The organism is Mycobacterium sp. (assembly GCF_040398885.1).
Taxonomy (GTDB): domain Bacteria; phylum Actinomycetota; class Actinomycetes; order Mycobacteriales; family Mycobacteriaceae; genus Mycobacterium.
Genome location: NZ_JBBATF010000001.1, coordinates 36927 through 50713, shown reverse-complemented (window position 1 = coordinate 50713; position 13787 = coordinate 36927). Strand labels below are relative to the sequence as shown.

14 protein-coding genes and 1 pseudogene are annotated in these 13787 nt (G+C 67.5%); 8 read left to right on the top strand and 7 right to left on the bottom strand.

All coding sequences use genetic code 11. From position 1 onward, the window contains the following. The 3 genes from ADBZ5U_RS00295 to ADBZ5U_RS00285 form a co-directional block, all read right to left on the bottom strand. Positions 1 to 833 (bottom strand): hypothetical protein (locus ADBZ5U_RS00295; RefSeq protein WP_526261152.1); only part of this gene is annotated, 833 nt, incomplete at its 3' end. A 2-nt stretch (positions 834 to 835) separates the two neighbouring features. Continuing rightward, a complete protein-coding gene (locus ADBZ5U_RS00290; protein WP_526261150.1) occupies positions 836 to 1390 on the bottom strand; it encodes a protein-tyrosine phosphatase family protein in 555 nt (184 codons plus the stop codon). A gap of 119 nt (positions 1391 to 1509) precedes the next feature. Then, positions 1510 to 2271, bottom strand: a complete 762-nt coding sequence (locus ADBZ5U_RS00285) for a DUF7229 domain-containing protein (protein WP_526261148.1) — start codon at positions 2269 to 2271, stop codon at positions 1510 to 1512. A gap of 214 nt (positions 2272 to 2485) precedes the next feature. Between ADBZ5U_RS00285 and ADBZ5U_RS00280 the strand changes: the two genes are divergently transcribed. The 4 genes from ADBZ5U_RS00280 to ADBZ5U_RS00265 all read left to right on the top strand — a co-directional run bounded on the left by ADBZ5U_RS00280 (position 2486) and on the right by ADBZ5U_RS00265 (position 6268). After that, positions 2486 to 3088, top strand: a complete 603-nt coding sequence (locus tag ADBZ5U_RS00280; protein WP_526261146.1) for an NrtR DNA-binding winged helix domain-containing protein — start codon at positions 2486 to 2488, stop codon at positions 3086 to 3088. A gap of 51 nt (positions 3089 to 3139) precedes the next feature. Then, positions 3140 to 3616: a thiolase family protein gene (locus ADBZ5U_RS00275; protein ID WP_526261144.1), complete on the top strand. Its 477-nt coding sequence runs from the start codon at positions 3140 to 3142 to the stop codon at positions 3614 to 3616. Between the two features lie 189 nt (positions 3617 to 3805). Then, the gene (locus tag ADBZ5U_RS00270) at positions 3806 to 4057 is read left to right on the top strand and encodes a hypothetical protein (protein WP_526261142.1); all 252 of its coding nucleotides are present in this window, start codon (positions 3806 to 3808) and stop codon (positions 4055 to 4057) included. A 153-nt stretch (positions 4058 to 4210) separates the two neighbouring features. Further along, positions 4211 to 6268, top strand: a complete 2058-nt coding sequence (locus ADBZ5U_RS00265) for a SpoIIE family protein phosphatase (RefSeq protein WP_526261140.1) — start codon at positions 4211 to 4213, stop codon at positions 6266 to 6268. A gap of 39 nt (positions 6269 to 6307) precedes the next feature. Here the strand turns inward: ADBZ5U_RS00265 and ADBZ5U_RS00260 are convergent, their stop codons facing one another. From ADBZ5U_RS00260 to ADBZ5U_RS00250, 3 genes and pseudogenes are all read right to left on the bottom strand, one after another. Next, entirely contained in the window at positions 6308 to 6526 is a 219-nt protein-coding gene (locus ADBZ5U_RS00260; protein ID WP_526261138.1) for an ATP-binding protein, read from the bottom strand. A gap of 240 nt (positions 6527 to 6766) precedes the next feature. Next, positions 6767 to 7267 (bottom strand): annotated as a pseudogene (locus ADBZ5U_RS00255) (NlpC/P60 family protein); the annotation flags it as partial. A gap of 238 nt (positions 7268 to 7505) precedes the next feature. Then, positions 7506 to 9371 carry a cadherin-like domain-containing protein gene (locus tag ADBZ5U_RS00250; RefSeq protein ID WP_526261136.1) on the bottom strand — a complete coding sequence of 622 codons (1866 nt, stop codon included), beginning with the start codon at positions 9369 to 9371 and terminating at the stop codon, positions 7506 to 7508. A 104-nt stretch (positions 9372 to 9475) separates the two neighbouring features. On the opposite strand from ADBZ5U_RS00250, the gene ADBZ5U_RS00245 reads away from it, so the two are divergent. The 3 genes from ADBZ5U_RS00245 (at position 9476) to ADBZ5U_RS00235 (ending at position 12331) form a co-directional block, all read left to right on the top strand. Further along, positions 9476 to 10858 (top strand): aminotransferase family protein, encoded by a 1383-nt coding sequence (locus ADBZ5U_RS00245; protein ID WP_526261134.1) that lies wholly within the window; start codon positions 9476 to 9478, stop codon positions 10856 to 10858. A gap of 28 nt (positions 10859 to 10886) precedes the next feature. Beyond that, on the top strand, positions 10887 to 11873 hold the full coding sequence (locus tag ADBZ5U_RS00240) for a glycosyltransferase family 2 protein (protein WP_526261132.1): 987 nt from the start codon (positions 10887 to 10889) through the stop codon (positions 11871 to 11873). Between the two features lie 164 nt (positions 11874 to 12037). After that, positions 12038 to 12331, top strand: a complete 294-nt coding sequence (locus tag ADBZ5U_RS00235; RefSeq protein WP_526261130.1) for a hypothetical protein — start codon at positions 12038 to 12040, stop codon at positions 12329 to 12331. Positions 12332 to 12350: 19 nt separating this feature from the next. On the opposite strand, the gene ADBZ5U_RS00230 is transcribed toward ADBZ5U_RS00235, so the two are convergent. Then, a complete protein-coding gene (locus tag ADBZ5U_RS00230; protein WP_526261128.1) occupies positions 12351 to 12680 on the bottom strand; it encodes a hypothetical protein in 330 nt (109 codons plus the stop codon). A gap of 99 nt (positions 12681 to 12779) precedes the next feature. Between ADBZ5U_RS00230 and ADBZ5U_RS00225 the strand changes: the two genes are divergently transcribed. Then, positions 12780 to 13751 (top strand): R2-like ligand-binding oxidase, encoded by a 972-nt coding sequence (locus ADBZ5U_RS00225; RefSeq protein ID WP_526261126.1) that lies wholly within the window; start codon positions 12780 to 12782, stop codon positions 13749 to 13751. The last annotated feature ends 36 nt before the right edge of the window (positions 13752 to 13787 follow it).

Below are 13787 nucleotides of genomic sequence, written 5' to 3'. Positions count from 1 at the left end.
GCCTCGTAGGTGGCCTCCAGGATCAGCCGGGCGAACGGCTCCCACTGTGATCGGGGCAGCCGCGAATACCCCAGGGGCAGTGCCGAACAGAACGCCTGGGAGACCAGTCGGCGCGGCGGAGCGTCCACGTCGGTGACCTCTACGTCACGGTGCAGACCGATGGACAGCTGCCCGCGCAGGCTGTCGCGGACCTCCTCGGTGGCGTCCTGCAGAACCGCGCCGATCGCCGTGAGCCCCCGCTCGGTGCACAGCGCATAGCCGTTGCTCATCGTCCACAGCGCCCCGACCGGAAGGCCGGTCAACTCCGCCAGCGCCGCACCCACCCCGGCCAACGCGTCGACCTGCCGGTCGGCGGTCTGCCCGATCTGATCGCCGACCGGCACGAAGTAGTTGCGATAGATGGTGGCCGCACCGGCAGCGATGGCGCACGCCGGGCCCTGGGTGGCGTCCCATGCATAGCGGGTGACACCCTCCTCCGGCGTGACGTGCTCGGAGACCATCTCCAAGGCATTGAACTGGGAAGCCACCTGGAACAACGCCCCGGCGAACTGCGGATCGGAGTGCAGACTGCGGGCCTCCCCGATCACGGCGCGAACCGTACTGCGTTGTCCCCCAAGTTGTCCCCCAGGTTGCCCCCCAGGTTGTGGTTGCCCCCCAGCCGGATTCGTCCGACTGCGGAGCCCGGCGACGGTAGGCAGGGTGAACTCCCCGATCCGGTAGCGCTTGCCGTTGACTCGCGACACCAGCTCGTCGCCCTCGATCGCAAGCCGCTGCCGGGTGGAGGTGTAGCCGTCCTCGGTGAAGCCGGTGAGGCGCCGGAACCAGTCGGTCATGATCAGGCCTCCCGTCGCTGGGCACGCCGCCGCAGCACCGCGTCTTGTTCATCGGTGTCGGGAACCCGGTGGTGCGCCTTGCGCGTTCCGTGCCGGAGGTCCCGCATGCGGTGCAGCACCTCCGGATAGCCCAGACCCTCGTGGTCGATGAGCCAGGCCCCGATCACGGTGCCGGTGCGGCCCTTGCCGCCCCAGCAGTGGGCCACGACCACCTTGCCGGCATCGAGTTCGGCTCGGATGTGCGCCAGGATCCGGTCGTATTCGGTGTCGTCGACGACGCCGCAATCCGGGATCGCGAAGCGTTCGTAGGTCACGCCGTCGTCGAGGTCGTCGCGATAGGGGCGCATCGGGACGCCTCCGCGGGTGATCTCCCCGGCTTCGGTCAGGTCGACGAAGGAGTTGACGCCGGCCTCGCGCAGAGCCCGCAGTTTGCGGGCCGTCTTGCCGGCGTCCTTGGCGCCGGGGTACTCGGTGGCGAGCAGCCGGCCGGGGATGACCCACCAGCCGTGCACGAGGTCGTCGTGCGGCCAGGTCGCGGTGTTGGTGTTGTTATGCATGGTCGAAGGTCCTTTCCGTTGGTGGATGAAGTGCGGGACGACCCGGTGCGGCCTCCCGTGTGCGGTCAGTAACGCTCGGCGCCCGCCACCGGTGACGGCGACGGCGGGCGGGCGTCGTGTTACCGCTCCGTGCGGGACAGTCCGGCCAGCACCCGCTCGCACTCCCGCTGACTGAGGACACCCTGCCGGTGGCAGGACTTCGTCATTTCCCTGAGCATCCCCACAGTGAAGCGGCGGCGCCGGCCTCGCCCCACCCGCAGCGGCTCGATGGGCGAGTCGTCGGCGTAGGTGAAGAAGTTCTTGCCCAGCGCCCAGGTGATCCAGTTGACCGGCTGACCGAGCAGCCCGGCCGCCTCGCGGGTGCTGTAGATCCGTTCCCCGCGGCACGCCCTGCGCGAGGCTCCGGCCTTGCGGGCCAGTTCCGCCTCGATCTGGGCACCCAGGGTCTCCGAACCCGCGAGGGCCAGCGCGGCGTTGTCGATCTCGTCGACGGCCTTCACTTCCTCACGCAGCGCGGCATCAAGGGCGCTGTAGCCACCCTCTGTGGGGCACGGCGACATGTATTGGCCCAGCAGGAGATTGAGGCCGTGGCGCTGTAGGGCGAGGCTGAGGCGCCGGATGTGGGCCTCTCGGCACAGATCCTGAAGCGGAAACGGGCACCACAGCGAGGTGCGGGTGCCGACGGCGCGACTGAGCGCGGCGACGACGGCGTCCACCTGGGCGAGGTCATCGCTGGACGCAGCGGCCCCCACCGGGAAGGCGAACGTCTCGGCGATCCGTGCCCCGTGCTCGGCGGCTTTCTCGGCCAGCACGTCCATCCGGCTGGCAGTGTCGTCATCGCAAATGACCAGTACCGCGGTGTCGATATTGATTCCCTGCATTGGCAGTTCCCCCGTTCCCCGTTGACGTGTTTGATTATGTGCGATTTTAGCGCAAATTATGATTATGTGCAATAAGCCAACAAAATGCTAGGTTGAGCCGATGGGCGACAGCGCACTCCCCGATGAACCGCCCGGTTCACTCCCCGACCGCCCAAACACCAAGGTATCAAGGCGGTCTGACAAAAAACCGTCGCGCAACTACCCGCGGCCCATCGTGGCCGTCGACACCGCGCTGCTGACGATCTGCCCGAAGCGGGGCCTGGTCGTGGTGGAGATGTGGCGCGACGACATCGGCAAGTGGGCGCTGCCGGGGGCATTCGTACGCAAGGGCGAGACGCTGGCCGAGGCGGTGGAGCGGTGCCTGCGCGCCAAGCTCGGCGTGGAGAACATCCGACCTCGCCAACTGCACGTGCTCGACGACCCTCACCGCGATCACCGTGACTGGGTGATCTCAGTGGCCCACGTGGCCGTCGTCCGCCTCGAGCACCTGCGAGCACTGGGGTCCGGCGCGGCCGGCGACACCCGGCTGGCACCCGTCGACCGGCCCGGGGACCTGGCGTGGGATCACCCCGAGATCGTGCGCCGCGCCAGAGCCGACGTCCGGGAGCGCTACGAGAACGACCCCGACCCCGACCGGCTGCTGGGCCCCCGGTTCACCCTCAGCGAGCTACGCCGGGTCCACGAGGCGGTCGCCGGCGAGGAGTTCGGCCGGGACAAGTTCCGCCGCGCCATGGAGGACAAGGTGGAGCGGACCGGGATGGTCGAGGAGACCGGGTCCCGCGGCCGGCCGGCAGAGTTGTTCCGCCGGATGGGGTGAGGCCGACGCCAGCCGTCTTGGGAGCCCGTCCAGCGCCGTAAAGTCCACCGCATGAGCGACTCCCCAGTTCTGCACGCCCTGGCTCTGGACGCTCTCGTTCTGGACTATGTGCGCACCCCGCGCGGCAAGGCCTCGGCGAAGGGCGCGCTGCACGACCGCACCGCCACTGAACTGCTGATCCACCTTGAACGGGCCCTGGTCGAACGGACCGGTCTGGACCCCGGCCGGATCGACGACGTCATCGTGGGCTGCGCCTCCCAGGTCGACGAGCAGGGTGCCGACATCGCGCGCACCTCGGCACTGCTGGCCGGCTGGGGTGACCGCGTTCCGGGTCTGACGATCAACCGGTTCTGCGCCTCGGGGATCGACGCCGTCGCGCACGCCGCCGCCCGGCTGCGCGCCGGGGATGTCCGGCTGACGGTCGCCGGCGGGGTCGAGTCGGTCTCCCGGGTTCCGCTGTTCGCCGACCGCGGCCCGCTGTGGACCGACCCCGACGTTGGGAAGGAACCACTCAGCCACCCCGACTGAAGACCACGCGTCTGCCCTCGCCGGCCAGAGTGTCCACACCCGCGTCACCGCGAACGCGACTGTCAACGACACCGGATTACCCGACGCCATTGTTGCCGACGCACAACAGATTCCGGTTGAGCAGCTGCCCGTCGACACGCTTGTCTGCCTACTCGGCAGCTCGGTATTGCGATACCGATCCACGGTCCGATGGACTTCGCCGCCTGGTTCGAGGTCTTCCTCGGCGGGCAATGGCGCACCTTCGACGCCCGCAACAACACCCCCCGCATCGGCAGAGTTCTCATCGCGAGCGGGCGCGACGCCGCCGATGTGGCGTTGAGCAACGCTTTCGGCGACAACACACTGACAAGCTTCAGGGTGTGGACCGACGAGACACATCAGATGAGCCGGCCGCGGCTGTGCCGGCGTACGATGAGTTCATCAGCGGCATTTCGCATATGACTGTTCAGAGGTTGTTTCGTCGCTGGGTCGAAAGAAGTCCGGCCACCAGGTGTTCAGGAGAGTGGTCATGAACTCGCCCAGAAATCCGAATTCGCAGTGGTGGACGAAGCCCGATGGGGGCCGGGGCGTGTGCTTCAAGGCGGTTCGATCAGCGTGAGCTATCGGGATGTCGCCCCCCCCGATGAGGACATCCGCCTTCTCGCCGAGTCCGAGGAGCGTTATCGGCTGCTGGCCGAGAATTCCACGGACATCCTCTGTCATGTGCGGGATGGCAAGGTTGTCTGGGTCTCGCCGTCCGTAGAAGAGGCACTGGGTGCGCCTCCTGAGTACTGGCTGGGCTGGGAAGTGTTCGCCCACATTCCGCCGGAGGACCTTCAGTACCAGGCGGCGTTGATGGCCCGGGCTTTGGCGGGTGAGACGGTCCGGGGGCGCGGCAGGGTGGTCGGCGCCGATGGCGTCGTCCACTGGCTGGATCTGCACGCCAGGCCGTTCCACGGCGCCGACGGCCGCCAGGATGGGGTGGCCGCGACGTTGCGTCTGGTCGACGACGAAGTCGCCGCGCAACAGCATGTCGAAGAGGCGCGCCGGCGACTCGAGGAGGTGCGCGTGCAGCAGGTCGCAGCGGACGCCCTTGAGCGAGGGGTGATCGACAACTCCGTCGTCGCGACCGCGATGAGCGATCTGGCCGGGCGCTTCGTGAGGGTCAACACGGCGATGTGCGATCTGGTGGGCTACGACGCCGACACGCTGGGCCAGATGACCTGGCAGGACATCACCGCCCCCGAATTCCTCGACGCCGACCTCGCAGCCCTGGCGGACATGATCTCGGGACGGGCCGGCGTCTACCGGGCCAGGAAGCAGTACCTGCACGCCGACGGGCATCGCCTCTGGGTTGATGCGACCTCGAGCGTGCTGAACGCGCCCGAGGGAGAGTCCCGAGGCTTCGTCACCCAGGTCATCGACATGACCGCTCAAGCGGAAGCCGCACACTCGATCCGCGTGGTCGATGACGAGGTGGCCGCGGAGCGGGCAGTCGAACAGGCACGCCGGGAGCGGGCCAGGGCTGACGCGCGTTTCCGCCGCTCCATGGACAGCGCCGCGATCGGCATGTGTCTGCTCGCCCCGGACGGTCGCTTCGAAGAAGTCAACGCTGCGCTGTGTGAGCTCTTCGGCTTTGACGCCGAAACCTTGACGCAGAAAACCTGGCAGGACTTGACCGCGCCGGAGTTCCTCGCAGACGAACTTAGAAACATCTCTGACATCCTTTCAGGCCGGATCGACTCCTACCAGATGGTCAAGCAGTGCATCCACGCCGACGGCCATCGGATCTGGGGCGATCTCTCGGTCGGCTGTGTGCGCGACGAGGACGGACAGGTGGAGAACTTCATCTCCCAGATCATCGACATCACCGCGCGAGTTCAGGCCGATGAGCGCAATCGCGTCCTGGCTCAACAGCTTCAGCGGCAGAACGACCAGACGACGGCTGAATTGGGCAGCGCCGCGAGCTATATGAAGTCGATCATGCCGCGGGGCTTGGCCGGACCGGTCACCGTCTCGTCTCGCTACCTGCCGTCAAGTGTGCTCGGTGGCGACTGCTTCGAATACACCTGGATCGATGGTGACCATCTGGTCGCGTATCTCATCGACGTCTCCGGCCACGGCATCGAACCCGCGTTGCTGTCGGTGTCACTGCACAACTTGCTCCGTTCAGGAACAATCACCGCCGAGACCATGCTGGACCCTGCGGCGGTGCTGACCGAGTTGAATCGGCTCTTCCAGATGGAGCAGCAAAGGGATCACTTCTTCACCATCTGGTACGGGGTCTACGACCGGCCCACGCGTACGCTGCGCTACGCCAGTGCCGGTGCTCCGCCCGCAATTGTTCTCCATCCGGAGATCGAAAGCAGGATTACGACAACGGAATTGACCACCGGCGGTCAGCCCGTCGGGCTTTTTGAGGATACGCGATTCACGACGGCTTCCTATTCGGTGCCACCGGGGAGCAGGATTCTCCTCTTCAGCGATGGCGCGAACGAGATCGTTCTCGCCGGCGGCGAACAGATGACGATCGGCGGCCTCACCGACGTTGTCACCCGGTTGGCCGGATCGCCGGTCTGGACACTCGACGACCTCATCGACGAATTGTGCGATCTGGCACCGTCAGGAGGATTCGAGGACGACTGCTCATTGGTTCTGATTACGTTCGAGTGAGAACTGGAAGCACTGCCGGTCGGCGTTGGGGCTGCATCATCACAAGAAGCGCCGGTGTGCCAGCACCCAAGTGTTTCGGCCGTTGTCGCGTCGGTAGGAGAGTTCGTCGAGAACCGCCTTGGCGATGGCCAGGCCACGACCCCGATCCGCCAGACCACCTGGGAGGCTGACGGAATGCAGGTCGACGGCCGCCGGACTGCCGTCGTCGGTGAAGACGATTTCGATGCGCTGTGGTGCCAGCCGCACGTCCATGCTCATCCGCACCCTCAGCGCCTCGCGGTCCAGAATGCGATCCAGGTTCTCGGCCCAATCACCAAGGTTGCCGACGCACGCTGAAACGTCCCGTGAGCCGACTCCGTTGTCGGCGGAGAGCCGGTGAGACGAACTACCTGCGGATTCGCAGCGCCCGGGGCCGCAACGGCGAGTCGATCTGCACCGACTGCGCGTAGCGGGCCGCTAGATCTCCAGCGCCGGCCTGTCGGGGTTCCCGACCTAGGCGATGATCCGCACCAGATACGGCGCCATGTCGGCGGTCCGAACCTGCGACACCGTCACACCGTTGTCGCCGACCTCGAGCATCTGGTTGTTCCCCAGGAACATCGTCACCGTCGTGGCGCCGTCGGGACCGTAGAAGATCAGGTCCGCCGGCAACGCTCGGGCCGGGGTCACGCGCTGGCCGACTTTGTACATCTCCCCCGATGAGCGCGGCAGTTTGGCGTTCACACCGGCGTAGACGTACTGGATCAGACCCGAGGCGTCGAAACCGACGATGCCCGCGCCGTCGCCCTTGCCCAGGCTTGGTCCTTCGATCCCGCCACCGGCCCAGGAGTACGGAACGCCGCGCTGGGCCAGGCCGCGGGCGATCACGAGATTGACGGCCTGCTCCCGGGATACCGGGGCCGCCGACGCCGCACCTGGTCCCACGGTCAGTCCCAGTGCCGTCAGGATCACCAGCACCAGGCCGACCAACGCGTTTCGGGTCGCACCCACGCGGTTCATGTCGACTCACCTCTCCGGGCCTTCGGCCGGCCTTTCCGGCACCGCGGCCCATCAGTCACTACAGCCACATCTACAACAACGAATTCCGCGTCGCCACCCCCGGCAGGATCAGCGCAGGGCGAGTTGCCCAACCGTGACGCAACGGTGTCGTGTCGGCATCCAAACGTCGCCGAACGGTTGCTGCCGGTCCTCGGCCGCCCAGCAGCCTGTTCCTAGTCGCTCGCCCGGCAGCCTGTTCCTACCGCCTGCTCGCTGCCCTGTTCTTTCGGCGCGGCCGTCGGATGAAGAGGAATCCGACCACCATCAGTGTCGGCGCCCCCGAGGGAGTCAGCTGGTAGCCGATATCGGTCAGCACGCCCAACTCGACCGGGCTCAGCACCCGAACTCCCGTGCCCTGGCCGCTGACGGCGTTCATCAGCTTTTCCTTGGAGCCGGTGAACCGGCCGTCGTCGAGGTGGGACAGCGAACTGCCGGACGAGTACGGCGATGGGGTGTAGAGCGGCACCGGTCCGCCGTAGGCTGCGACGGCTCCGGGCCCGCCGAAGTACAGCCCGCCGTTGCCGCCGGTCAGGTTGGCGTTGTACGCGGTTTTCCACCTGTAGTCGGTGCCGATCACCGGCGTGCCGCCGGAGTCGACCAGATAGCTGTCGTAGACGGTCCAGATCTTGCCGGTGTTGTTTCCGGCATTCTCGGCATAGGACAAGAACCCGAGCGTGTGCACCAGTTCGTGCAGCGCCGTCGACTGGAAGTCGTACTGGTTGTTGGCCACGGTGTTGCCGTAGGACCAGGACGGCCCGAAATTCCAGGTGATCTCGCCGTCGGGGGCGCCGGCATTGGCGTCGACCCCGGTTTGGATCTTCTTCTGGACCACCGTCTGAATGAATCCCGATCCGGCGAAGGTGAAGTCGCTGCCCGCCGTCGCCAGCGTCGAGGAGAGCGGGAACTTCTGGCCGGTCACCGTGTAGGTGATGGTCACCGGTGAGCTCACCACGAGGTACCCGGCCAGTTTCGCGGCCGAGGACTCCAGAGCCCGACGCGCCTCCGGTGACCAGTACTGGGATCCCGAGCCGTAGAGGAACTGGAAACGCAGCAGCGGAACCGTGATGCCCTGGGCCACCGAGACGCCGGCATCGACGCTCTTGGGGCGCCTGAGATCCAGCAGGTTGATGTGCATGCCGCCGTCGGTGACGGCGACGACGAAGCTGTCGCTGCCCGCGAAGGCCGATCCGGGGGTGTAGGTGTAGGCGCCGTCCCGGCCGACCGTGACGGTGCCGTAGCTCGGAATCCCGGTGACCGCGTAGGTCAGCGGGTCGCCTTCGGGGTCCACCGCGCCGATGGTGCCGGTGATGGGTCCGGCGGTCAGCCCGGTCAGCTGGACCGGGCTGACGGTGGGAGCCTCGTTGAAGAATCGGCGGCGCCACAACAGCGCCGCGCCCTCGAAGAGTGCCCGGAACGAGCCGAGCAGCCCGTCGAGGGTGGCGGCGGCCGACGATGTGGCCATGCCGGCCGGGGCGTCGAGGGTTGCCGGCGCGCTGTACGCCGGGGCCTGTGCCACCGGTGCGGCCGGCGGCAGGTCCGCTTGCTGCATCAGCGGACCGGCGGGCTCGTTGACCGCAACCGCAGCAACCGGAGCGGAGGGTGGCTGCGCGACGGGCGCACGGGCGCTCAGCGGTCCCGCCTGCAGTGGTGTGTCGGGGGCCGGTGTGTCGGGGGCCGGTGTGCCGATGTCCGGTTTCTCGGGGGCCGTTCCGCCGGGGGTGGCGACGGCCGCGGGCGGCTCGGCCCCGGCGGAGGATCGGCCGCGCTTCTCGACGGTGCGGGCACCGACACCGTGGCGCGGGCCGGCCTCGTCGTCGGCAGCCGCGGGTTCGGCGGCCGCCGCGCGCGCCGTGGCGCCCCGGGTGTTGCTGTCGGCACGGGAGGCCGCCCTCGGTCCCCGGACGGCACGGCCCGGTTCGGCGCGCCCGCCGGAGTCGCTCGCGGCCGAGGTGTCTGGTGAGTCGGCGGCGGCGACCGGGGCGACGCCGGCCGCCGGTGCGCCCAGCGCGATTCCGACCGCAAAAGCCGCCGCAGCCAACCGTGCGGTGTAACCCGATTTCGACATGGCCCCCATCTCCCGCACTTCGCAGGCCGTCTCGGGTGATGAATCTACCGCACCGAGCAGCAAGCCGGGATTGACATAAGGACCGGCCGGTAGACTGCGCGGTGATGACCACCACCGAAACGGCCCTGCCGAACGGGCAGGACATCCCCACCGCGATCGCCGAGGGCCGCCGCGCCTACGAACTCGACCGCCGGCACGTGTTCCACTCCTGGTCGGCGCAGGAGCAGATCACCCCGATGACGATCGTCGCCGCCGACGGCGCCTACGTCTGGGACGGCGAGGGCAGCAGACTGCTGGACTTCTCCGGCCAACTGGTCTTCACCAACATCGGCCATCAGCACCCGAAGGTGATCGCCGCGATCGCCGAGCAGGCGGCCAAGCTGTGCACGATCGCCCCCCAGCACGTCAACGCGGCCCGCTCCGAGGCCGCCCGGCTCATCGCCGAGCGCACCCCGGGCGACCTGAACCATGTGTTCTTCACCAACGCCGGCGCCGACGCGGTGGAGCACGCGGTGCGGATGGCCCGCCTGCACACCGGCCGGCGCAAGGTGCTCTCCCGCTACCGCTCCTATCACGGCGGCACCGACACCGCGATCAACCTCACCGGCGATCCCCGGCGCTACGCATCCGACTACGGCGCCGCCGGTGTCGTGCACTTCAACGGCCCGTTCCTGTATCGCTCGTCGTTCTACGCCGAGAACGAGCAGCAGGAGTCGCAGCGGGCACTGGATTACCTCGAGCGCCTCGTCGCCCACGAGGGGCCGGACACCATCGCGGCGATCATCCTCGAGTCGGTGCCGGGCACCGCGGGCATCATGGTGCCCCCGCCCGGCTACCTCGCCGGGGTGCGCGAGATCTGCGACCGGCACGGCATCGTGATGATCGCCGACGAGGTGATGGCCGGTTTCGGCCGGACCGGAAAGTGGTTCGCCATCGACCATTTCGACGTGGTGCCGGATCTGATCACCTTCGCCAAGGGTGTGACGTCGGGGTACGTGCCACTCGGCGGGGTGGCAATCAACGACGCCGTCTTCGCCACCTTCGCCGACCGGCCCTACCCCGGTGGGCTTACCTACTCCGGACATCCCTTGGCCTGTGCCGCGGCGGTGGCGACCATCAACGCCATGGAGGACGAAGGGATGGTGGCCAACGCCGCCCGCATCGGCGAGCAGGTGCTCGGACCGGGCCTGCGCGACCTGGCATCTCGGCACCCCTCGGTTGGAGAGGTGCGCGGGCTGGGTGTGTTCTGGGCCATCGAACTGGTCGCGAACCCCGCGACCCGCGAGCCGCTGGCCCCCTACGGCGGCTCGAGCCCGGCGATGAATGCCGTTGTGGCCGCCTGCAAGTCGGGCGGAATGCTGCCGTTCGCGAACTTCAACCGCATCCACGCCTGCCCGCCGTGCAACGTCACCGACGCCGAGATCAACGAGGGCCTGGCGATTCTGGACGCGGCGCTGAGCGTGGCCGACGGGCACGTCCAGCGCTGATTCCGCCTGCAGGCCAGAGAATCCCCGCGTGTTCTCCGTCGTGATCCCGCTGTACAACAAGGGTCACACCATCGTCGGAACACTCCAGAGCGTCCTGGCTCAGGGCTACCCCGACTTCGAGGTGATCGTCGTCGACGACGGATCGACCGACGACGGACCGGCCATCATCAGCCGCGAGTTCACCGATCCGCGAATCCGTTTGATGCATCAGGGGAATCAGGGAGCCGCCGCGGCTCGAAACCGCGGTGTCGAGGCAGCCGCATTCGAGTTGATCGCCTTCCTGGACGGCGACGACCTCTGGCGGCCTACCTACCCGACAACCATGAAGCGGGCCGCGGAACTGTTTCCGACCGCCGACATGTACTGCTGTGCCGGGGTCATTCGCAATCCCGACGGTTCCGGACTCGTGAGGTATTCGGCCCGCCTCGCGGCGAAGACGCAGATGGTCGACTACTTCCGCAACCCGAGCTTCTTCGGCAATGCGAGTTCGATAGTCGTCCGTAAGTCGGCTTTCGCTGAGACCGATGGATTCCCCGTCGGAATCGGCTACTCGGAAGACCGCGCCCTCTTCTTCCAGTTGGCGCAGCAGACGGCCGTCGTGTTCTGCCCGGCAGTCCTGGCCGTCTACCGCACAGGAGTGCCGGGTCAGGCCACCGCCCGGCGCCACGAGGCATACCCCGACCGCATCGCGGTGACGAACATGCTGTACCGACGATGGATCGGCCGACCGCCGGCGGAGCGGAATCCGCTCGTTCTCGTGGAGATCAAGCGATCACTCAGGTGGGAACTGCGCCAACTGATCCGGCGCGGCGACCACGAGGGCGTGCGGTGGTCGATGCATGCCGTCGATCCGCGACTGCTCGGCGAACTCGGCGGGTTCGAACGAATGGCCTACCCCAACCCCGCTCTGAAATTCCTCTCAATCACATGGCTCTACGCAACAGCCGCCCGATGGCGACTCCGGCGGTACCCGAGGCCAAGGTTCCGCAGGAACGTCGATGCGGCGTTGGTGTAGCTCTCGGAACGGCGGCGGCTGCGCGTAGCTGCGGGGGAATTAAAACCCGACGTAGCTGTGATGCATCGCACCGCGCAGCGTTTGCTAAGCGCCACGATGACGACTAGATTTCGGGTTGTGCCCGCCCTGGGCGACACACGCCGACCGTGAGGGAGCGTCCCGGAATGAAGTGGAAGATCGCAACTGCTTCGGTGGTCACCGCCGCCATGCTGTCCGCTCCCGTGGCAGCCGCCGCCCCGTCCGACAATGCCAACAACAACGTGGCCAACAACGTCGCCGGACAGGTGATCGGTCAGGTCACCGGTACCGATCCCGCCCTCATCGTCAACGCGCTGACCGGTTTGCAGGGCTTCCTGAGCAAGCTGGGCTTCGGCGGGAAGGACCGCGGGAACGGCAACGGCGCAGAGTTGCAGAAAGCCACTCTCGACAACATCGGCAAGACACTGAAGAAGCCGTAGTTGTTGCTAGCGGGCTGGCTCAGTACGGCGAGGTGTGCTGGGTCATCACGAAGAAGAGCAGACCCAGGCACAGCAGCACGTTGATCGCCACCACCACCGCTCCGGCGACGATGCCCCACCGGACCAGGCGCCGTCGGGCGCGGCTCCGCTTCGTGCGGCGTTGCTCGCTGAGCAGGCTGGTCGCCACCATCGCGAAACTGACGTCCACCCACTCCCCTTCGGTGGCCGGGGCGCCGTCGGCGATTTCCCGTAACCGCTCGGGTGCGATGTCGACGCCGACGGTGCTGAACCGGCGGCTGAGCCTGCGCAACTCGACCCCGGTGTGCACTGAATTCGGCCAGGCCGTCATAGCTGTCCGACTGTAGTTCGCCCGGCGGGCGGCCGTACCCGAAAACCGTATCTATGCTGGGATTGGGCGGGCGAGCACTCGACAGGCAGGGGAACGTCAATGACGCGGAGCATCGAGCACGGCAAGCGCGGCGGCTATGCCTCGCTGGCGGCCGGCGGCCTGAACCGGGATTCCTTCCCGATGCGTCTGTTCCTCAAGGGAAACGCCAAGCAGTGGAACCCGGCCGAGATCGACTTCAGCCGGGACGCCGAGGACTTCGCGGCGATGACCGACGACGAGCGCCGCTACACCAAGAGGCTGGCAGCCCAGTTCCTCGCCGGGGAGGAATCGGTGACCCAGGATATGCAGCCGTTCGTCGCGGCGATGGCCGCCGAGGGCCGCTTCGCCGACGAGATGTACCTGACCCAGTTCGTCTACGAGGAGGCCAAGCACGCCCTGGCGTTCCGGCTGTGGTTCGACGCGGTGGGCGTCTTCGAGGACCTGCACGAGCACGTCGAGTTCAACGAGGCCTACACCCGGATCTTCACCCGCGAACTTCCCGAAAGCCTCTACGCGCTGCAGGCCGATCCCGGTCCGACCAGTCAGATCCGCGCCTCGGTCACCTACAACCACGTCGTCGAAGGCTGTCTGGCGCTCACCGGCTACTACAGCTGGGGCAAGGTCTGCAGCAGCCGCGGCATCCTGCCCGGCATGCAGAAGGTCATCAAGCACATCGGCGACGACGAACGCCGCCACATGGCCTGGGGCACTTTCACCTGCCGCCGGCATGTGGCCGCCGACGACACCATGTGGCAGGTGGTCAACGACCGGATGACGGAGTTGATGCCGCTGGCGTTGAGCACCGTCGAAGCCGGCTCGGACGACTACGGCGACACCCAGCCGTTCGACATCGATCCGGCCGAGGTGGCCGCCTACGCCGCGGACAAGCTGACCCGCCGGCTCGGAGCCATCGCGTCCGCCCGCGGCGCCGATCTGCGGCTCATCGACCGCGACACTTCCCCGGAGACCCTCGAGGAGACCTTCCACGCCGAGGATCGACTCGCGCTGAGTGGCCAGACGCCGGGTCACTGAGTCGGGGCGCGATGTTTCGCGGCGCCCACCCCGGGT

Excerpts from the sequence above, each read along its gene's own strand:
- ADBZ5U_RS00290 (WP_526261150.1), bottom strand. The coding sequence starts at position 1,390 with ATGCATAACAACACCAACACCGCGACCTGGCCGCACGACGACCTCGTG.
- ADBZ5U_RS00270 (WP_526261142.1), top strand. The coding sequence starts at position 3,806 with ATGGACTTCGCCGCCTGGTTCGAGGTCTTCCTCGGCGGGCAATGGCGC.
- ADBZ5U_RS00235 (WP_526261130.1), top strand. The coding sequence starts at position 12,038 with ATGAAGTGGAAGATCGCAACTGCTTCGGTGGTCACCGCCGCCATGCTG.
- ADBZ5U_RS00275 (WP_526261144.1), top strand. The coding sequence starts at position 3,140 with ATGAGCGACTCCCCAGTTCTGCACGCCCTGGCTCTGGACGCTCTCGTT.
- ADBZ5U_RS00225 (WP_526261126.1), top strand. The coding sequence starts at position 12,780 with ATGACGCGGAGCATCGAGCACGGCAAGCGCGGCGGCTATGCCTCGCTG.
- ADBZ5U_RS00250 (WP_526261136.1), bottom strand. The coding sequence starts at position 9,371 with ATGTCGAAATCGGGTTACACCGCACGGTTGGCTGCGGCGGCTTTTGCG.
- ADBZ5U_RS00245 (WP_526261134.1), top strand. The coding sequence starts at position 9,476 with ATGACCACCACCGAAACGGCCCTGCCGAACGGGCAGGACATCCCCACC.
- ADBZ5U_RS00230 (WP_526261128.1), bottom strand. The coding sequence starts at position 12,680 with ATGACGGCCTGGCCGAATTCAGTGCACACCGGGGTCGAGTTGCGCAGG.
- ADBZ5U_RS00260 (WP_526261138.1), bottom strand. The coding sequence starts at position 6,526 with ATGAGCATGGACGTGCGGCTGGCACCACAGCGCATCGAAATCGTCTTC.
- ADBZ5U_RS00285 (WP_526261148.1), bottom strand. The coding sequence starts at position 2,271 with ATGCAGGGAATCAATATCGACACCGCGGTACTGGTCATTTGCGATGAC.